At 72.6% G+C, this 19423-nt stretch carries 16 protein-coding genes; 11 read left to right on the top strand and 5 right to left on the bottom strand.

Translation table 11 applies throughout. The annotated features are described in order from the left end of the window. Window positions 1-41: 41 nt before the first annotated feature. Together OG485_RS38815 and OG485_RS38810 are read left to right on the top strand one after the other, a co-directional pair. A complete protein-coding gene (locus tag OG485_RS38815) occupies window positions 42-743 on the top strand; it encodes a TetR/AcrR family transcriptional regulator (RefSeq protein WP_328673292.1) in 702 nt (233 codons plus the stop codon). Between the two features lie 233 nt (window positions 744-976). Then, window positions 977-3334: a SpoIIE family protein phosphatase gene (locus OG485_RS38810; RefSeq protein WP_328673291.1), complete on the top strand. Its 2358-nt coding sequence runs from the start codon at window positions 977-979 to the stop codon at window positions 3332-3334. Between the two features lie 108 nt (window positions 3335-3442). Here the strand turns inward: OG485_RS38810 and OG485_RS38805 are convergent, their stop codons facing one another. Then, window positions 3443-4684: an NAD(P)/FAD-dependent oxidoreductase gene (locus tag OG485_RS38805; RefSeq protein ID WP_328673290.1), complete on the bottom strand. Its 1242-nt coding sequence runs from the start codon at window positions 4682-4684 to the stop codon at window positions 3443-3445. Window positions 4685-5049: 365 nt separating this feature from the next. Then, window positions 5050-5397: a PRC-barrel domain containing protein gene (locus tag OG485_RS38800; protein WP_328673289.1), complete on the bottom strand. Its 348-nt coding sequence runs from the start codon at window positions 5395-5397 to the stop codon at window positions 5050-5052. Between the two features lie 660 nt (window positions 5398-6057). Between OG485_RS38800 and OG485_RS38795 the strand changes: the two genes are divergently transcribed. The 9 genes from OG485_RS38795 (at window position 6058) to OG485_RS38755 (ending at window position 15916) form a co-directional block, all read left to right on the top strand. After that, window positions 6058-6216, top strand: a complete 159-nt coding sequence (locus OG485_RS38795) for a hypothetical protein (protein WP_328673288.1) — start codon at window positions 6058-6060, stop codon at window positions 6214-6216. A gap of 84 nt (window positions 6217-6300) precedes the next feature. Beyond that, window positions 6301-7839 carry a GT4 family glycosyltransferase PelF gene (gene pelF / locus OG485_RS38790; protein WP_328673287.1) on the top strand — a complete coding sequence of 513 codons (1539 nt, stop codon included), beginning with the start codon at window positions 6301-6303 and terminating at the stop codon, window positions 7837-7839. Next, on the top strand, window positions 7836-9212 hold the full coding sequence (locus OG485_RS38785) for a hypothetical protein (RefSeq protein WP_328673286.1): 1377 nt from the start codon (window positions 7836-7838) through the stop codon (window positions 9210-9212). Before pelF ends, OG485_RS38785 begins: the two co-directional genes overlap by 4 nt. Before the next feature lie 107 nt (window positions 9213-9319). After that, window positions 9320-10321: an SDR family NAD(P)-dependent oxidoreductase gene (locus tag OG485_RS38780; protein WP_328673285.1), complete on the top strand. Its 1002-nt coding sequence runs from the start codon at window positions 9320-9322 to the stop codon at window positions 10319-10321. A gap of 34 nt (window positions 10322-10355) precedes the next feature. Further along, complete coding sequence (locus OG485_RS38775; RefSeq protein WP_328673284.1) at window positions 10356-11069, top strand: sugar phosphate nucleotidyltransferase; 714 nt, start codon at window positions 10356-10358, stop codon at window positions 11067-11069. Window positions 11070-11076: 7 nt separating this feature from the next. Next, window positions 11077-12006, top strand: coding sequence for an NAD-dependent epimerase/dehydratase family protein (locus tag OG485_RS38770; protein ID WP_328673283.1), 930 nt, complete (start codon window positions 11077-11079; stop codon window positions 12004-12006). After that, window positions 12003-12665 carry a spherulation-specific family 4 protein gene (locus OG485_RS38765; protein WP_328673282.1) on the top strand — a complete coding sequence of 221 codons (663 nt, stop codon included), beginning with the start codon at window positions 12003-12005 and terminating at the stop codon, window positions 12663-12665. The genes OG485_RS38770 and OG485_RS38765 overlap by 4 nt, the downstream gene beginning before the upstream one ends. A 240-nt stretch (window positions 12666-12905) precedes the next feature. Continuing rightward, the gene (locus OG485_RS38760) at window positions 12906-14768 is read left to right on the top strand and encodes a M1 family aminopeptidase (protein ID WP_328673281.1); all 1863 of its coding nucleotides are present in this window, start codon (window positions 12906-12908) and stop codon (window positions 14766-14768) included. A gap of 176 nt (window positions 14769-14944) precedes the next feature. Next, on the top strand, window positions 14945-15916 hold the full coding sequence (locus OG485_RS38755; RefSeq protein WP_328673280.1) for an alpha/beta hydrolase: 972 nt from the start codon (window positions 14945-14947) through the stop codon (window positions 15914-15916). Between the two features lie 30 nt (window positions 15917-15946). Here OG485_RS38755 and OG485_RS38750 read toward each other — a convergent pair whose 3' ends face one another. The 3 genes from OG485_RS38750 to OG485_RS38740 form a co-directional block, all read right to left on the bottom strand. Next, on the bottom strand, window positions 15947-17317 hold the full coding sequence (locus tag OG485_RS38750) for a VWA domain-containing protein (protein ID WP_328673279.1): 1371 nt from the start codon (window positions 17315-17317) through the stop codon (window positions 15947-15949). Next, window positions 17314-18171, bottom strand: coding sequence for an AAA family ATPase (locus tag OG485_RS38745; protein WP_326790669.1), 858 nt, complete (start codon window positions 18169-18171; stop codon window positions 17314-17316). The genes OG485_RS38750 and OG485_RS38745 overlap by 4 nt, the downstream gene beginning before the upstream one ends. Window positions 18172-18357: 186 nt before the next feature. Next, complete coding sequence (locus OG485_RS38740; protein WP_328673278.1) at window positions 18358-19302, bottom strand: NADP-dependent oxidoreductase; 945 nt, start codon at window positions 19300-19302, stop codon at window positions 18358-18360. Window positions 19303-19423: the final 121 nt, after the last annotated feature.

Genomic DNA, 19423 nt, shown 5'->3' with positions numbered 1-19423 from the left:
TCCCGACTAAGAAAACTCGCAACGGGCCTACGATGGCGGGTGTGACCGACACCGACAGGGCCCCCAGCCGCCAGGGCAAGGCCGCCCGCACCCGCACCCGGATGCCGGCAGCCGAGCGGCGCGCCTCGATCCTGGCCGCGGCCACCGAGGTCTTCTCCGAGACCGGCTACGAACGGGGCAAGGTCTCCGACATCGCCCGGCGCGTCGGGGTCACGGAACCGGTGGTCTTCCAGAACTTCGGGTCCAAGTCCGCCCTCTACCAGGCGGCCCTCGACCACGTGACCACGGCGGTCACCACGCTCCTGACCGAGGCCGCGGACACCGGGCGCCCCGTCCCCGACGTACTGGCCGCCTTCCTGGACCCGGCCCACATGGACCGCTTCCACCGGCGTGGCGCCCATGGCTTCCTCTTCGCCGACGCGGCGGCCCTGGCCCACGATCCGGCCCTCGGCGAGGCCGCGCGGAACATCCACCGGAATTTCGCCGAAGCCCTCGCGGGCCTGCTGCGCCGGGGCCAGAGCGAAGGCGACATCCGCGACGACATCAGCGCGGACACCGCCGCCTGGTGGCTGATCTCGCTCCTCGCCGGACGCCCGCTCCGCACCGCGGTGATGCCGGACCGGGCCGCCCAGGAGGCCCGGTTGACGGACATGGCCCTGCGCTCCCTGCTGCCCCCGGATGCCGAGCACGCCCCCGAGCCCCGGCCGGCGGCCAGCCGTCCGGGGCTGACGACTGACGACTGACCGCCGACTGCTGCCTGCCGCCTGCCGCCTGCCGCCTGCCGCACGGAACCTCCGGGGAACGCGCCGGTCCGCATCGGCGGGCGGCTCGGCAGCGCCGTACAATGATGGTTTTGTGGACCATAGGGAACAAAGAAGGCAAAGTCCGCGACACGGCCTTCCCCGGTGAATCAGCCGTCGACGTCGTCCCCGGGCCCGGGGGTGCTCACCCGGACGCACAGCAGAGGTGATTTCCGGTGACTGCCGCCACTCCGCTGATGGTCGTCGACGGCGAGGGCGTCGTCGTCCGGTGGAGCCGCAGAGCGCGCGAGATCTGGCTGCGTTCGGACTCCGAGGCCGTGGGGCGAACGGCCCTCGCCATGGTCACGCCCGACACCGGAGACTCCGCCGGCTCCGACTCCGTCGACGGCACGAATCCCGGATCCGGGCCCCTGGTCATCCATGACGTCGACGGAAACCCGGTCGACCTGCGTGTCCGGGTGATGCCGCTCTCCGACGGCGCGGTCGCCTGGGGCGTCTTCGAGGCGGGCGGCGACGACGCCCCCCTCCACGGCACACCGACCGCGGTCTTCGACATCCTGCACGCGAACACGCACGAGGCGTTCTTCGTCCTGGACCCCGCGCTGCGCGTCCTCAGCGTCAACGAGGCGGCCCGCGCGCTGACCGGCGTCACGGCGGACCAAGCTCTCGACCGGCCGGTCGGGGAGGTGTGCCGCCCCTCCCGTCCACAGGAGTTCGAGGACGTCCTGCGGGGCGTGCTCACGGACGGCACGTCCGTCGGCGACTGCCTCGTACAGCTCGAACCGGTGGACGGCTCCTCGCGGGAGCGCTTCGTGAACGTCTCGGCGTTCCCGCTGAGGAACGCGCGCGGCGTGGTCGTCTCCATGACCGAGGTCACGGAGGCCCTGCGGAGCAGAAGGCGGCTGGAGGCACTCGGTTCGGTACGAGAACGGGTCGGCCGGAGCCTGGACGTCGTCACGACCTGCCAGGAACTGGTGGACGCGCTGGTGCCCGGCTTCGCCGACATCGCGGTGGTCGAAGTGGTCGACGCGGTGGTGCGGGGCGAGGATCCTCCGCTCAGCCCCCTCGGGCGCGACGTCCCGCTGCGCCGCGCGGCCTTCCGTATCGAGGGCCCCTCCCACAGGGCGCAGGCCCACCCCGTCGGCGACGTGCGAGCCGTGCCGTCGCCGACCCCGTACTCGCAGGTGCTCAGCGATCTCCGGCCACGAACCGTCACGCTGGACAGCGGCACCCCCTGGCTGGACGCCGACCCGGAGCGGGCCCGCGCCATCCGCGCCTCCGGCGCCCGCGTGATGCTCACCGCCCCGTTGACGCTGCGGGGCGCCGTACTCGGGCTGCTGAGCCTCTATCGCGTACGACCGCACAACGACTTCGACGAGAACGATCTCGCCGTCACCGAGGAACTGGCCGCACACACCGCGCTGAGCCTCGACAACGCGCGCCGCTACACCCGCGAGCACACGATCGCGGCGGCGCTGCAACGCCATCTGCTGCCGCCGGAACCCCCGTCGCAGACAGCCGTGGAATTCGCGCCGCTGCACATTCCGGCCGACGCGGGAGCGGGCACCTGGTACGACGCCTTCGGACTGCCCGGCGCCCGTACGGCCCTGGTGATCGGGGAGGTCAGCGGAAGCGGCATCGACGCCGCCACCGCCATGGGCCAGATCCGGACGGTGATCCACACGCTCGCGGCGCTCGACCTGGACCCCGACGAACTGCTCGCCCGCCTCAACGACGCGGTCGTACGGCTGGCCCACGAGCGGGAGGCCCTGCCGGCGAGCGATCCGCTGCACCAGCAGCCGCTCAGAGCCGGCTGTGTCTACGCGATCCACGACCCGCTCAAGGAAACCTGCGTCATGGCCTCCGCCGGCCATCCCGCGCCCGTCGTGGCCCACCCCGGCGGTGTCGTGCACGTCCCGCAGATCCCGACGGGCCCCCTTCTGGGCAGCCGGGACGGACCTCCCTTCGCCACCGCGTCCGTCCCCGTGCGGGACGGCAGCGTACTCGCGCTGCGCACGACGTCGTTCCCGGTTCCCGAGGGCCCTGACGACGACCGGGCGAAGGACGCGCTGCGCGTCGCGCTGACCCGCCTGGACCGCTCCCTCAGCGAGGTACGGGACGATGTCCTGTACCGGCTGCGCGACACGACGGGCCATCACGACGTCCTTCTGCTGCTGGCCCGCACCCGGGCCTTCCCGCCGGACCGCGTCGCCACCTGGTCCCTGGACTTCGTGCCCACGGCGCCGGCGACGGCACGGCACCACACCCAGGACCTGCTCCGCAGGTGGCGGGTGGGCGAGGAGACCGCCTTCGCCACCGAGCTGATCGTCAGCGAGCTGGTGACCAACGCCCTGCGGTACGGAGCGCCGCCGATCCGGTTGCGGCTCATCAAGGACGCCACGATCACCTGCGAGGTCAGCGACGCCGGCGCGGCGGCTCCGCGCCTGCGCCACGCCCGCGCGGCCGACGAGGGCGGCCGCGGCCTGTTCATCTGCGCGCAGATGAGCCACAACTGGGGCATCCGCTACTCGGCGCCGGGCAAGACGATCTGGACGGAACAGACGCTGCCCTAGGTCTGGGCTCCCCAGGGCCGGGCAGTCAGCCGTCCGGGACGGGTCGCGGACGCGGGACGCGGGGTGCGGGGGGGGTGCGGGGTACGACGGAGGCAGGGCGTGCGGCGTCTACCGGGCCAGGTCGGCCGCGACCTCGCGGGCCGCGCGGGCTCCCGACGCCAGCGCGCCCTGGACCGAGCCCGTGGCCCGGTGGTCCCCGCACACATAGCGGCCGGGAGCCACGCGGGTGGTCCGGCTGAGCGGCTGCGGGGGCGGCATCGCCGGCAGGGCGTCCGGAACGGTACGGACGGTCAGCAGGTCCCACTGCGAGGTGTCAGCGCCGTACACCTCGGCGAGCGCGTCGCGCAGCCAGGTCTCCCGGCCCTCCTGGTCGTGCCCGAGGACAGAGGTGGCGATCAGCGACATCCCGGGCGGAGCGTAGCCGCGGACCGCCTCGCTCAGGACGCAGGTGTTGAGGAAACGCCTTCTGGTGTCCGTCAGCAGGACGGGTTCGGCCAGCGGTGAACGGGTGGCGGCGTGGTAGTACGTCGTCACGACGCGGTAGCCGGGGAGGCTCAGCCCGGGCAGCAGCCGGGCAGCCGGTCCCGGCCCCGTGGCCACGACCACCGCCCGCGCGGCGAGTTCACCCCCGGAGTCCACCTCGACCCCGTCGTCCGTGAGCCGCGTGACCGGGGCGCCGAGACGTACGGCGTCCGGGGGCAGCCCCTCGGCCAGCAGGCGCGGCACCGCCCCGATGCCGGCGCCGGGCAGACACAGGGTGCCGCGCAGCATGCTGCGCCAGACGAGGTGGAACACCCGGCCGGAGGTCTCCAGCTGGTCCTCCAGGAAGACCCCGGACAGGAACGGCCGGAAGAACCGTTCCACGAACTCCTCGGAGAATCCGGCCGCCGCCAGCACGGTGCGGGTCGTACGGTCCTCTCCGCGCCTGAGCCATCCGGCGGGGGCGAGCATGTCCCGGCCGGACAGGGCGGCCAGCGCGATCAGGTCACGGGTTCCCGCGAGGCGCCCCGGGCGCAGGTCGCCCGGTCGCCGCCGGCCACGGGTCGGGTCCTCGAAGCGCAGCGTCCCGTCCTCGGTGTGGACGAGGATGCCGGGCGTGAAGGGCCGCAGCCTCAGCTCGCGCAGGGCGAGCCGGCGCCGGACCTGTGGATAGGACGTGTTGAAGACCTGGAAGCCGCGGTCGACGACGAAGCCCTCGTGCGGGTCGGAACGCATCCGGCCGCCCACCCCGTCCGAGGCCTCCAGGAGCCGGACCCCGAAGCCGTACCCGGCGAGATCGCGGGCGCACGCCAGACCGGCGAGCCCGCCTCCGACGATCAGGACATCGGGCACACCGCGCTTCGCGGTCATGGGCACCATCCTCCGAGCAGCCGGTCCGTCCGCGCGCCGGTGGGCACGCGGAGGTGGTCCGGGCACAGGACGGCGGCCCCGCGCCGTCGCACGCGCCCTCCTGAACCGATCTTCCCGCCGGGCCCGCCCTGCGGATGCGGGGCCACGCCGGTGTCCCGTCCGCTCCCGTCCACTCCGGTCGCCCTGGACGGAATAGATGGATATCGACCGATGTTCACCCCATGCGGAGCGGAGCGGCCTCCGCACACGAGCGGCCCCGGCTGGTCTCCCCCGTCCAGCCGGGGTCTCCCGCTTTTCCCGGCCGCCCGGAGACAGCGAAAACCGCCGGTGCCCCCGGGCAGGGGGCACCGGCGGTCGGCGTCGCGTCAGTGTCCGGAGCCGTAGTGGCCGCCGAGCTGATCACGGTAGTGCGGATCGCCGAGATGCTTCTCCTTGTCGAATTCCGGAGCCGCCTTGATCTCGTCCTTGGTCCGGGAGACATGGATCGTCTTGTCCTCGTGACTGATCGCCGTGACAGTTCCGGCGGGCAGCAGGACCTCCTTGCCGAAGATCCAGACGCCGGTGTCGACGACGATGTACTGAGAACCGACCTCGTCGGAGTGCTTGTCGACCTTCCCGATGTGGCCGTCGACGGCCTCCACCCGGTAGCCGGAGAGATCGGCGTCGGGCGTGTGCCCGCTGGTCGGGCCGTAACCCCAAAGGTTCTCGTTCACGAAGAAGTCCTCCAACTCGTCCACGGACGCGCGCCGCGATCCCGGAAGGAATCCGCAGGCGCGCCCTTCGGTGACCGGATCCCGGTCACCGTTTCCCGGCACGCTTTCCGCCGGAGCTCGACGGGTGTCCCCTTCCGGGCCCCTGACACCCGCTCACCGGAACTTCCCCGAATCCCGTCGCGGCCGCGGACACCGTCGCGTCGCCCCCACCCCCCGCCTCGCGATCGTGGCGACGGAGTCACGAGCGCGGTGTCGGCACACACGTTCTTCACAGACGCGGTTCACAGTGGCCTGAAACCGACGACTCAGCCGAAACTCGTCTCGGCCTGGACCGCCGGGACCCAGACAGGGCGGACCAAGGCATTCCGGATGTGGTCGACTCCGGGCCGCGCAAGCACAGGAACGTTTCATTGAGTAGTTACCCGAACGCTCAAAGTGACGATCACATCGTCATCGCGGCACTCAATGATCACCCGTTCGGTGGACGCGCTTTTCCGTCATGTCTCGCGGCAAGCACACGAAAGCTCCACAGAGACACCACTATGTGACCCGACGAACGCGTCGACGACCACGTCTGAGGGGGGCTGTGGCGTCGCGCCAGGGGGTGGTCGGCTCCATGGGAGCGGTACTCACCCCTGCCCGGGGAGGGGACTTCACCGCATGAAGCGGACCATTCGCGCGACCGCGCCCATCGCAGGCGCGCTCATCGCGTCCGGCCCACCGGCCGGCACGGCGCACGCGAACACCGCGCACGTATCCGACAACCACGACCTGCCGACGGGTGTACCCGAGCAGGTCCCCTACAGCCCGGACAACTGAGCCGCGCACCGACCGAAGATCCCGTCCGCGCCTCGGCGGACGGGACGGGCCCGACCACCCCAACCTCGGCCGTGGAGCACATCCATGCACGTTCCCCGCGGCGCGCGCAGCCTCAGCACGACGCGCGTCACCCTGCTCACCGAAGGCACCTACCCGCACAGTCACGGCGGCGTCAGTGTCTGGTGCGACCAACTCGTCGACGGGATGCCCGACTTCGACTTCGACGTCATCGCCGTGACCGGCACCGGACGTGAACCGATCGTGTGGGACATCCCCGCGCAGATCACGGACATCGTCACGGTCCCCATGTGGGGACCCGCGCCCGAAGGCCGCTCTCCGCGCGGGCGGCGCCGCAGGCAACTCGCCTCCGTCTACGAACAGTTCCTGACCGCTCTGGTCGATCCGGGCGCCGAGGACGGGTTCGCCACCGCCCTGTACGCGATGGCGCGGGCCGCGGCGGACGGGACGCTGAGTCCCTTCCTGCGCGGCGACCGGGCGATCGGCGTCCTGACCGGAGTGTGGAACCGCCCGGGTCTGGCCGTCCGTGAGGCCCGGCCGACCCTGCACGACGCCATCACCGCGACCGCCCTGCTGGAGCACGCGCTGCGCCCGCTCACCGCACCGCTGCCCGAGCACGGGGTGGCGCACGCGGTCAGCGGCGGCGTCGCCGTGCTGCCGGGTCTGGCCGCGCTCGAACGGCACGGCGTCCCGCTGCTGTTGACCGAGCACGGCGTCTACCTGCGCGAGCGCTACCTCGGCTACCGCACCGCCCCGTACCGCTGGCCGGTCAAGGCGGTCGTGCTGGGCTTCTTCCGGCTGCTCGCCGAGGAGACGTACCGCCGCGCGGCCCTGATCACCCCGGGCAACCGCTACAACCGGCTGTGGGAGGAGCGGGGCGGTGCCGCGCCCGAGTCGATCCGTACGGTCTACAACGGCGTGGACCCGGCCGCGTTCCCGCCGGCCGGTCCTGAGCCGGAGCGGCCGACGCTGAGCTGGGCCGGGCGCGTCGACCCGATCAAGGACCTGGAGACCCTGATCCGGGCGTTCGCTCTCGTGCGGGACCGGCTCCCGGACGCGCGGCTGCGGTTGTTCGGCGGCACCCCGCGCGGAGGCGAAGCCTACCGCGAACGCTGCGAGGCGCTGGCCGCCGAGCTGGGGCAGGCGCAGGCGGTCACCTTCGAGGGCCGTGTGGACGACATCAAGGACGCCTACGCCGCGGGCAGCGTCGTGATGCTCTCCAGTATCAGCGAGGGTTTCCCGTTCACCCTGATCGAGGCCATGTCCTGCGGGCGGGCCACCGTGTCCACGGACGTGGGCGGGGTGAGCGAGGCCGTCGGGGACAGCGGTCTCGTCGTCCCGCCGCGTGATCCGGCCGCCATGGCCGCCGCCGCGCTGGACCTGCTCGGCGATGCCGGGCGGCGCGCCTCGATGGGCGAGGCGGCCAGACTGCGCGTCATCGATCAGTTCACCCTGCGGCAGACGGTCGACACGTTCCGGACCATCTATGGGGAACTGTCGGCGCTCGGCGCACTCGTCCCGGGCGTCCCCGCGACGGCCGACGCCCCGCTCGCGGTCCCCGGGGGCCGGGCCGCCGCGTCCACGTCGAGGAGCCTCGCCGGATGAGCGGACCCATGGCGCTGGAACCCGGCGGCACGGCGGGGGACGCGCTGTCCCTGCGGCTCGCCGACGCCCGTACGCCCGCCCGGTCCGCGTCCGGCCCCGGCGCGAACGGGGAGGCCGTCGACCGGCTCGCCGCCGAACTGGCGGAGGGAATCGGACCGGCGGTCCACCCGTACGAGGTGGCGGCCCTGCTGGAGTCGGAGGGGCTGACCGCCGAGATCATCCAGGAACGGTACGGGCACACGGACCTCTTCTCGCTCGCCTCCGCGCTGTACGAGCGGGTACCGCGCACCTTTCCCGAGCCGCCGCGACCGGCCGACCCATGGCGTCCGGACGCTGTTCGCTGCGGGTTGCGCGGGGCGCTGTTCGCCCTGCCGGGCCTGGCCTATCTGCTGACCGGGCGGCTGTGGCACGCGGGCCGGGATCTCGACGTCCTGGTGGTGGCCGGCCTCGTCTCCTGGGCGCTCGGCCAGGCACTCGGGCACCGTGCCCATGTGCGGATGGCCACGGGCCGTCGCGAAGCGGGCCGGACCCTGCTCAAGGGGGCACCGCTCGGCGCGCTCGCCGCGACCGGGGCCGGGGCGCTGGTCGCCGGGTCCGGCACCGCGATCGGGGTCGCCGCGGCACAGTCGGTGTATCTCGCGGCGGCCGGGGTGCTGCTCGTCCTGGGCGCGGAGCGGTTGCTGCTGGCCGCGCTCGCCCCGCTGATCGCCGGTGCGGCGGCGCTGCCCTGGTGGGACCCGGGGACCGCGGGGCGCGGCGCCCTGGTGCTGCTGTCCGTGCTCGGCGCGGCCGCCGCGGCCGGCTGGGCGCTGCGGTCCGCGGTCGGCGCCTCACCGGTCCCGGATGCGGCCCGTCCGTCGCTGCTGCGGTCGCTGCCGTACGGCCTGTTCGGACTGTCCGCCGGGGTGCTGGTGCTGCTGGAGGGCCGGCAGCATCCGTACGCCGTGGTCGTGCTGACCGTGAGCATGGGTCCGGCGGAGTGGCTCCTGTACCGGTATCGCGGGATGTCGGTGTCGGCGCTGCGGGCGACCGCGACTCCGGCCGCCTTCCTGCTGCGTTCGACCGGCGTCCTCTGCCTCTGTCTGCTGCTCTATGTGCTCCCGCTGCTGCCCGCGGCCCTGCTCACCGGCGCGGAGCCGGTCCCGCTGCTGCTGCTCGCGGCCACGCTGTGGACCGCGTTGCTGCTCCAGGCCTTCGGGGCGGCCTGGCCGCCGGCCGTGGTCTGTCTGGCGGCGGCCTGCGGCGCCGCCTCGGCCGTCACGCTCCGTTCCCTGCCGGGCGCCCTCGTACTGACCCTGTCCTGCGGCACGGCCTGCCTGTGTCTGGCGGTCTGTGCCGTGCGGCTGCTGGGGCGACCGGCCCCGCACGCCTGAACCACCACCCCGCACAGCCCTTCCGGACGGATCCGGAGGGCCACCGTGCCTTCGTCCGCATCACCCATGACCCAACACACGCACAACCAACCGGAAGGATCCACGAGTTGACTACCCAACCGCTCGCCGCCGTCACCGGGGCCGAGGGTTTCATCGGCTCCCACCTCACCGAGGCGCTGGTCGCCTCCGGGCACCGGGTGAGGGCCATGGCGCAGTACAACTCCTTCTCCTCGTACGGCTGGCTGGAGACCCTGCGACCCGATGTCCTGGACCAGGTGGACATCGTCCTGGGCGACGTCCGGGATCCGGGTTCGGTCCGCGCTCTGGCCGAAGGCGCCGACACCGTCTACCACTTGGCCGCGCTCATCGCGATCCCGTACTCCTACCAGGCACCGCACAGCTATGTGGACACCAATGTCACCGGCACCCTCAACGTGCTGGAGGCGGTGCGCGCGCTCGGCACCCCCCGGCTCGTGCACACCTCCACCAGCGAGACCTACGGCACCGCCCGGACCGTGCCCATCACCGAGGACCACCCCATCAACACCCAGTCCCCGTACGCCGCTTCGAAGGCGGGCGCGGACCGGCTGGCCGACAGCTACCACGCGAGTTTCGGCACGCCGGTGGTGACGTTGCGGCCGTTCAACACCTTCGGCCCGCGTCAGTCGATGCGCGCGGTCATCCCCACCGTCATCGGCCAGGTGGCCGCGGGCGAACGCACCATCACCCTCGGCGATCTGCGGCCCACGCGCGACTTCACCTTCGTCGAGGACACCGCGCAGGCGTTCCTCTCCGTGGGCACGGCGCCCGCGGACCGGGTCGTGGGCAGGACCTTCAACGCCGGTACAGGCGGGGAGATCTCGGTCGGCGATCTGGTGGCGCTGATCGGCAAGGTGATGGACACCGCCCTCGACGTGCGCGAGGACGATGGGCGCGTCCGGCCGGCCAACTCCGAGGTGATGCGGCTGGTCGCCGACGCGACCCGGCTGGCCGAGGCGACCGGCTGGAGCCCCGCCCACGAACTGGGACAAGGGCTCGCGCGGACCGTCGAGTTCTTCCGCGAACCGGCGAACCTGGCCCGCTACAAAACCGGCATCTACAACATCTGACCCCGACCGGCACGTCCCACGAAGGAAGAACCTCATGCACGCAGTAATCCTGGCGGGAGGCAAGGGCGTCCGGCTGCGGCCCTACACCACCGCCCTGCCCAAACCGCTCGTTCCCATCGGCGACCAGCACGCCATCCTGGAGATCGTGCTCCGCCAGCTCGTCACGTCCGGCTTCACGAGCTGCACCATCGCCGTGGGCCACCTGGGCGAGATCATCCGCGCCTACGTCGGCGACGGGGCCCAATGGGGCCTGGCCATCGACTACTCCACCGAGGAGAGCCCGCTCGGCACCATGGGCCCGCTGCTGACCATGCGCGACCGGCTGCCCGAGTCGTTCCTCGTGATGAACGGCGACGTGCTCACCGATCTCGACTTCGGCGACGTCCTGCTGCGGCACCGCGATTCGGGCGCGCCGCTGACCATCGCGACGTACGCGCGCAAGGTGCGCATCGACTTCGGTGTGCTGACCACCCACGACCGCAAGGTGGTCTCCTTCACCGAGAAGCCGAGCATCGACTACCGCGTCTCCATGGGCGTGTACGGTCTGTCGCGCTCCACGCTCGATGGCTACACACCGGGGCTGCCGCTGGGCTTCGACGAGCTGGTCATCGACCTGCTGCGGAAGGGCGGCGAGCCGCACTCCTACGCGTTCGACGGGTACTGGCTCGACATCGGCCGCCCGGACGACTACGACCGGGCCAACGCCGAATTCACCACGCGCAAGTCGCTGTTGCTCAAGGGAGCCTGACCACCGCATGCGCATTCTCGTCCTGGGCTTCACCGGCTATCTGGGCGGCCATGTCGCCGAGCACCTGCGCACCCTCCCGGGCGTGCGGGTGCTCGGCGGCGGGCGTTCGCCCGCCGCCGAGTTCGGCATCGACCTGGCCACCGCCCGCCGCGAGCGGCTGGTCCCGGCCCTGGCCTCGGCCGCACCCGATGCCGTCATCAACTGCGCCGGTGCGACCGGCGGCGACGCCGTGACCCTTTCCGAGGTCAACTCCCGTGGCCCGGCGGCCCTTTGCGCCGCGCTGCGCGAGGCGGCGCCGTCCGCCCGGCTGGTCCATCTGGGCTCGGCCGCCGAATACGGTCCCGGCGTCCGGGACACCGCCGTGACCGAGTCCGCGGCCACCTGTCCGCTCACCCCGTACGGGGCCACCAAGCTCGCGGGCACGGTCACCGTCACCACGTCCGGTCTCGACGCGGTGGTGCTGCGGGTGGGCAACCCCGTGGGTCCGGGAGCACCGTCCACGGGGCTTCCGGGCCGGATCGCGGGACTGCTCCGCGAGGCCGGGACGGACCCGGACGCGGTCATCCGGCTGGGCGATCTCTCGGCGTACCGCGACTTCGTGGACGCACGCGATGTGGCACGGGCGGCGGCCGCCGCGGCGACCACCCCCGGGCCGCTGCCGCGGGTCCTCAACATCGGGGGCGGCAAGGCCGTCCCGGTGCGTGATCTGGTGTGCGGCCTGGCGCGTGTCGCCGGGTTCCGGGGGCGCATCGAGGAGAACGGCGGCGGTTCGGCGCGCTCGGGCGACGTGTCGTGGCAGTGCTCCGACATCACCGCCGCCGGGGAGGCACTCGGCTGGCGGCCGGAGCTGACGCTCGACGACTCGCTGGCCGCCCTCTGGACGGCCACGACGGGGACGGGTCCCGCCCCGCGGGGAGAAGGCGAACGGACCCCATGAGCCTGCTGATTCCGCTGTACGTCCACCCGGGCGACGACCCGGGCGCCTGGCAGCGGCTGACCGAGACGGCCGACCGGACGTACGGGGTCGTCATCAACCCGGCCGACGGGCCGGGCGAGGGCCCGGATCCCGCGTTCGCCGCGGCGGCCGACGCGCTGTGCTCGGCCGGTGCCCGGCTGCTCGGCTATGTCGACACCGACTACGGCGCGCGCGATCCGGATCTCATCGCGGACGAGGTCCTGCGGCACCGGGACTGGTACGGAACGCAAGGGTGTTTCCTCGACCGGGTGGCGCCGACTCCGAAGGCGCTTCCCGGCTGCGAGCGGCTGGTGCGGAGTCTGCGCGGGCTCGGCGCGGCTCCGGTCGTGCTGAACATGGGAGTCCACCCGGCGCCCGGGTACGCCCGCTGCGCCGATCTGCTCGTCACGTTCGAGGGCCACTGGTCCACCTATGTCTCGGCGTTCAGCAGACCGGCGTGGACCGTGCGGCACGCGCCCGAGCTGTTCTGTCATCTGGTCTACGGCGTCCCCGAGGCGCTCGTCCCGCTGGCCGTCCGCACCGCGCGTGACCGCGGTGCGGCGGTGGCCGGACCCGTGACGGGCGAACTTCCCAACCCCTGGTCGCGGTTGACGCCCGCCCTGAGCGAGCCGGGTTCCTGAGCGGCCCCTGCCCCGACCGCCGTCCGGCTCACCTCTCCTTCCCCGGTTCGATGGCATGTCTAGGTCAAATCTGCGAGGCTTTCCGATGCCGTCGCCCTGACCCCAGGGTGACGGCACGGAAATCTCACCAAGCGACCGCGCGCACCCGTGCGCGGCCCGCGGCCACCCAGCGGCGCACCCCAGTCGTCCCGGGCGGCCACCGAGCAGGCCGGAATCCCGGCCGCCTCAAAGGAGTTTCGTGTGAGACCGACCCCCCTCAAGGCCCTGGCGGCACGCGTTCTCGTCGTCGCCGCCCTGGCCGCAGTCTCGCTCCCCGGCACCCCCGCGGGGGCCACGCCGAGCACCACGCCGGCCGCCGCGGCCGCCTGCACACCCGCCCAGGTCGTGACCAACGGCGGCTTCGAGAGCGGCACTTCGCCCTGGACCCAGTCCTCGACCACCGTGATCACCAGCCGGACCGGCCAGAGTGCCCACGGCGGCACCGCCTTCGCCTGGCTGGACGGAGTGGGCAGCACCCACACGGACACGCTCTCGCAGAGCGTCACGATCCCGTCCGGGTGCAGCAGTGCCAGCCTCACGTTCTGGCTGCACATCGACACGGCGGAGACGACCTCGTCGACGGCCTACGACAAGCTGACGGCGAAGATCGGCAGCACCACCCTGGCGACGTACTCGAACCTCAACAAGGCCTCGGGATACGCCCAGAAGACCTTCGACGTCTCGGCGTTCGCCGGCCAGACCGTGACCGTCGCGTTCACCGGCACCGAGGACTCCAGCCTCCAGACGAGCTTCGTCCTCGACGACATCGCCCTCAACACCTCGGGTGACACGACCCCGCCGGCCGACTCCACCCGCACACCCGCCGCCCCCGGGTACACGGTCAGCCTGACCAGCAACACGAGCGGCACCGGCTGGACCGGTCACGAGAGCGTGACCTTCACCAACGCCTCCTCCACCGCGCTCAGCGAGGTGTACCTGAGGCTGTGGGACAACTACCACGGCACCTGCTCCGCGACGCCCATCACCGTCAGCAACGTCAGCGGCGGCACCGCCGGAGCCCTCTCGGTCGGCTGCACGGCCCTCCAGATCAGCCTGGCGTCACCGGTGGCCCAGGGCCAGAGCGCGACGATCGGCTTCGACCTGGCCATCACCGTGCCCAGCGGCGCCGACCGCTTCGGCTACGACGGCGCCTTCGTCAACATCGGCAACGCCCTGCCCGTCCTGGCGGTCAAGGACGGCGCCGGCTGGCACCTGGACCCCTACACCAACAACGGCGAGTCCTTCTACTCGCTGGCCGCCGACTTCAAGGTGACCCTCGACCACCCGACGAGCCTCCTCGTCCCGGCCACCGGCACCTCGGTCGACACCGCCGGATCGAGCGGCCGTACGGTCACCACGGCCACGGCCTCCAAGGTCCGTGACTTCGCCTGGGCCGCCGGGCCGTTCACCAAGATCTCCGGCACCTCCCCCGCCGGCACCGCGATCAACATCTACTCCGTCTCGGGCATCAGCTCCTCCGACTCCCAGTCGATGCTCACCACCGCCAAGTCCGCGGTGGACGCCCACGCCGCGCGCTTCGGCGCGTACCCGTACGGCGAGCTGGACGCCGTGATCGACAACAACTACTGGTTCGGCGGCATGGAGTACCCCGGCTTCGTCCTCGACCTGGTCAGCACCACGGCGCTCACCCACGAGATCGGTCACCAGTGGTTCTACGGGATCGTCGGTGACGACGAGTACACCAGCCCGTGGCTCGACGAGTCGTTCACGGACTACGCCACCGACCTGGCCCAGGGCAAGACCGGAACCAGCTGCTGGAGCAGCGTCTCCTGGGCCTCGAGCGCGGAGAACATCACCAACTCGATGGCGTACTGGGACGCGCACTCGTCCCGCTACTCCACCGTCGTCTACGGCTACGGCAAGTGCGCCCTGCACGACCTGCGGCGTGTGCTCGGCGACACGGCCATGGCCAACCTGCTGAAGAGCTACGCCACTTCGCACTGGTACGGCGTCTCGACCACGGCCGAGTTCAAGGCGGCCGCCCAGGCCGCCACGACCACGGACCTGACGTCGTTCTGGACGACCCACCGCATCGTGGGCTGACCCGCTTCCGCGCGACCTGTTCCCGTGTCCGTCGCGGTGACACCTCCGGGCGTCACCGCGGCGGGCATGGCCGGCCGGGCCGGGGGCAGGTTCCGCTGTACGGCGGCTCCCGGTCCGGGAGCACGGCGCCCGATCATGGGATCAGGGAGCCGCCGTGCTCGGTGCGAGGAGACGTCATGGTGCTGGTACCGCCCCCGTTCGACCCCGAACTGGGTATCGCCCTCGCGGCGGTGGGACCGTCCGATCCGTCCGGGCCGAGCCCGGCCGACATCGCCGCCCTGCGCGGGGTGCAGGAGTCCGCCGTGCCCGCGTACGACCTCACCGACGGCGGCGCCTTCACGACCACGGATCTGACGGTGCCGGGGCCCGAGGGCGCTCCCGACGTCTCGCTGTTCGTCGTCAGGCCCCTGGCGCCGCCCCGGGACGGGCCACGCCCGGTGATCTACCACTCCCACGGCGGCGGAATGGTTCTCGGCAACAACCGGGCCGGGGTGGAGGTCGTCCTGGAGTGGGCGAGGGAGCTGGACGCGGTCGTGGTGTCCGTGGAGTACCGGCTGGCGCCCGAACACCCGTATCCGGCCGCGGTGGAGGACGTCTACGCCGGTCTGCTGTGGACGGCGCGGCACGCCGGGGAGCTCGGCGGCGATCCGGAGCGGATCGTCGTCGCGGGCGCCAGCGCGGGCGGGGGCCTCACCGCGGCGCTCGCCCTGCTCGCCCGGGACCGCGAGGGGCCGCGGCCGCTCGGCCAGGTCCTGATGTATCCGATGCTCGACGACCGCAACGACACTCCGTCCGCGCACCAGATGGCGGGCGTCGGTGCCTGGGACCGTACGGCCAACGAGACCGCGTGGACCGCCGTGCTCGGCGAGGCGCGCGGCGGCCCGGACGTGCCCGCCTACGCCGCCCCGGCGCGGGCCTCGGACCTGTCCGGACTGCCCCCGGCCTTCCTCGACGTCGGCTCCGCGGAGACCTTCCGGGACGAGGTCGTCGACTACGCCTCCCGGATCTGGCGGGCCGGCGGGGTGGCCGAGCTGCATGTGTGGCCCGGCGGCTTCCACGGCTTCGACGCCTTCGCCCCGCACACCGCCCTCGCCCGGACCGCCCGCGCGGCCCGGCTCGCCTGGCTGCGCAGGCTCCTGGCCCGGTGACGGCCGCCGCCTGTCGCGCCCGTCGGCCGTTCAGACGGGCAGCAGCCTGCCGATCAGCTCGCTGAGCTGCTGGGCGTTGCGGCACTCGTGCATCTCCACGAGGTCGGCGTAGGCGAGGGCGGCCGAGTCGCCCGTGCCCCACTGCGAGCGTGCCTCGGGGTTCAGCCAGTACAGCCGGCGGGCCTGCCGGGTGAGCTGCCGGACGGCCGGCAGGTTGGGATCGCTCATGTTCGTCCGCGCGTCGCCGAGGACGAAGACCGTCGTCCGGGAACCGACCGCGCCGGTGTACCGCTCGGCGAACTCGCCGAGGGCGACGCCGTAGTCGCTGCTGCCGTGCCAGCCCGTGATCGCCGCCTCCGCGCGGATCCGGGCGCTCAGCCCCTCGGGGTCGGCCGAGCCGGGCCCGATCAGACCGGTCACCTCGTCGACCCGGTTGACGAAGGCGAACACCCGCACCTTGCTGAACTGGTCGTGCAGCGCCTGCACGAGCAGCATCGTGAAGTCCGAGAACCCCGACACCGATCCCGACACATCGCACAGCAGCACCAGTTCGGGCCGCACGGGACGGCGTCTGCGCAGCACGGGGCGCATCGGCACCCCGCCCGTGGACAGCGACCCGCGCAGGGTCCGCCGCAGGTCGATGGTGCCGCGCCGGGCCCGGCGGCGGCGCGCGGCGAGGCGGGTGGCCAGTTTGCGCGCGAGCGGCTGCACGGCCTTGCGCAGTTCGGCGAGCCGGTCGCGGCCGGCGAACAGGAAGTCGACGCGGTCGGCGGTCGGGGCCACCGCTCGCCGGGCGATCTCGTCGCGGTCGCGCCGTTCGGCGATCCGTCGCCGTGCCTCCGTCGCGACCTGCCGGCGGAACACCTCGATGCGCCGGCGGATCTCGTCCTCAAGGAGACGGTCGGTGAATCCCTCCGCGCCGCCCCGCGCACGGACGGTGTCCCGCACGCGGGCCAGCAGCGTCTGCGGCCGCAACCGGTCGAGCGTCTGGTACGACGACCAGCCGTCGCTCGCCGTCGTACCGCCGTAGCCGCCGAATCCGTCGACGGCCTCGATCGCCAGCTGCCCCATGAGGGCTTGGTCGTCGGCGGCCAGGGCGGCCGCGAGACGCGCCCGCAGTTCGTCCCGGTCCGCGGGCGCCGCGCTGTCCGGCGCCCCTACGCCCCGCGGGAAGTACACGTCGAAGACGGGGTCGAACACCCGGCGCTGTCCGGGGTTGTGGAGGAGGGTGGCCGCCAGCCCCTCGCGCAGCCGGTCACGGTCCGCGAAGCCCAGCGCCGCCAGCGCCCGCGCGGCGTCCACGGTCTCGCCGGTGCCGATCCGCACGCCGTGCGAGCGCAGTGCGCCGACGAGTCCGGTCAGCCGGTCCGCGATTCCGTCCGCCTGCGCGGCGGCGTTCACACGGCGCCCAGGTCGAGCTTGGCCGCCGCCTTCAGTACGTCGTCCTGGTGCTTGAGGATGACGCCGAGGCTGTCGCGTACGACGTTCTCGTCGAGGGTGTCGGCGCCCAGCGCGAGCAGGGTGCGGGCCCAGTCGATGGTCTCGGCGACGGAGGGGACCTTCCGCAGGTCCATCTCCCGCAGCGCCCCGACGACCCGCACGACGGACTCGGTGAGCGCCTCGTCGAGTCCGGGCACCTTCAGCCGTACGATCCGGCGCTCCAGCTCCTCGTCGGGGAAGCCTATGTGGAGGAAGAGGCAGCGGCGGCGCAGGGCCTCGGACAGCTCGCGGCTGGCGTTCGAGGTGAGCACCACGAACGGGCGGCTGGTCGCCTTGATCGTGCCCAGCTCGGGGACGGTGACCTGGAAGTCGCTGAGCACTTCGAGCAGCAGGCCCTCGACCTCGATGTCGGCCTTGTCGGTCTCGTCGATCAGCAGGACCTTCGGGTCGTCCCCGCGGATGGCGGTCAGCAGCGGGCGCGGCAGCAGGAACTCCTCGGAGAAGATGTCCGTGCGTGTCTCGTCCCACGACTCGTCCCGGCCGGCGGTGATGCGCAGCAGTTGCTTGGCGTGGTTCCACTCGTACAACGCCCGTGACTCGTCGACGCCTTCGTAGCACTGGAGGCGGACGAGCCGGGCTCCGGCGACCTGGGCGACGGCCTTGGCGAGTTCGGTCTTGCCGACGCCGGCGGGCCCCTCGACCAGGAGGGGTTTGCCGAGCCGGTCGGCCAGGAAGACCGTGGTCGCGACGGCGGGCGACGCCAGATAGCCCGTGTCGGCGAGGCGTGCGCAGACGTCGTCGACGGATGTGAACAGCAACGGGGCCTCCAGCACGCGCGAGCGAGGTCGGACTCACTATCTAAGCGCTTGTTCACCCTCGCTGTCACGTGTGACGGCCCCCACGAGGCAGCGACGCCCGGCAGGGTCGGCACCCCGGCCCCGGGCCTCAGGAAGCAGGCCGGGTCGGGCATCCGGCAACAAACGCATCCCAGGACACCGTGCCTAGGACACCACCCTCAGTACGATCTTGCCGCGCCGGTGCTCGCGTTCGAGGGCCGCGTAGGCTCCCGGGGCACTCTCCAGGGAGAGGATCCGGTCGACCTGCGGGATCAGCCGTCCCGTCTCGACGAGGGCCGTCAGCTCCTCCAGACCGGAGCGGTCCGGCTCGACCACGAAGAACACCGCGCGGGCGTCCGCCCCCTCCGGCGGCGCCGGCGGCTCGACGACACTCACCAGGACTCCACCCGGACGCAGCACCTCCCAGGAGCGGGCCTGTGTGTCCCCTCCGACGGTGTCGAAGACGACGTCCGCGTCCTTCACCTCGGTCTCGAAGCGCTGCCCGGCGTAGTCGATCACGGTCTCGGCACCCAGGCCCCGCACGAAGTCCGCGTCCCCGGCCGAAGCGGTGGCCGTCACCTCGGCCCCCAGCGCGGCCGCGACCTGGACGGCGAACGAGCCCACGCCGCCCGCGCCGCCGTGCACCAGCACGCGCTGTCCCGGCGTGACGCCGGCGTGGGTGACAAGGCCCTGCCATGCGGTCAGGCCCGCGAGCGGCAGCGCGGCCGTCCGCTCGTGGTCGAGCGACCCCGGCTTCGCGGCCAGCCCCGCCGCGGGAACGGTCACGTACTCGGCCGCCGCTCCGTCCCGGGTGAAGGGAATCAGGCCGTAGACAGCCTCGCCGGGCCTGAAGTCCGTGACGCCGTGGCCGAGCTCGGCCACCACCCCGGAGACCTCCTTGGACGGAACGACCGGCAGGCGCGGGCTGCCGCCGTCGAAGCTGTCGGTCCAGGTCGCGTCCCAGCCGAGCTCGCCCGGGGTGACCGACGCCGCCCGCACCTCGACCAGCACGTCACCGCGACCGGGGACCGGCTTCGGCGCGACCTCGTAGACCAGCTCCTCCGGCCCGCCGCGCCGATGTCCGCGTACCGCGTGCATCGTGGCGTACATCGGGTTCCTCCTCGTCGGGACGGCACAGCCCTCCGTCGAGTCGGTCCCCATCGGGTCCTCGCGCTCCGGCACGGACCGGCCGTTCCTCACGATAGTTCCGGGACCGGCCGCTTTCCTGCCG

The organism is Streptomyces sp. NBC_00328, assembly GCF_036139655.1.
GTDB lineage: Bacteria > Actinomycetota > Actinomycetes > Streptomycetales > Streptomycetaceae > Streptomyces.
This window is presented reverse-complemented; position numbering and strand designations above follow the sequence as displayed.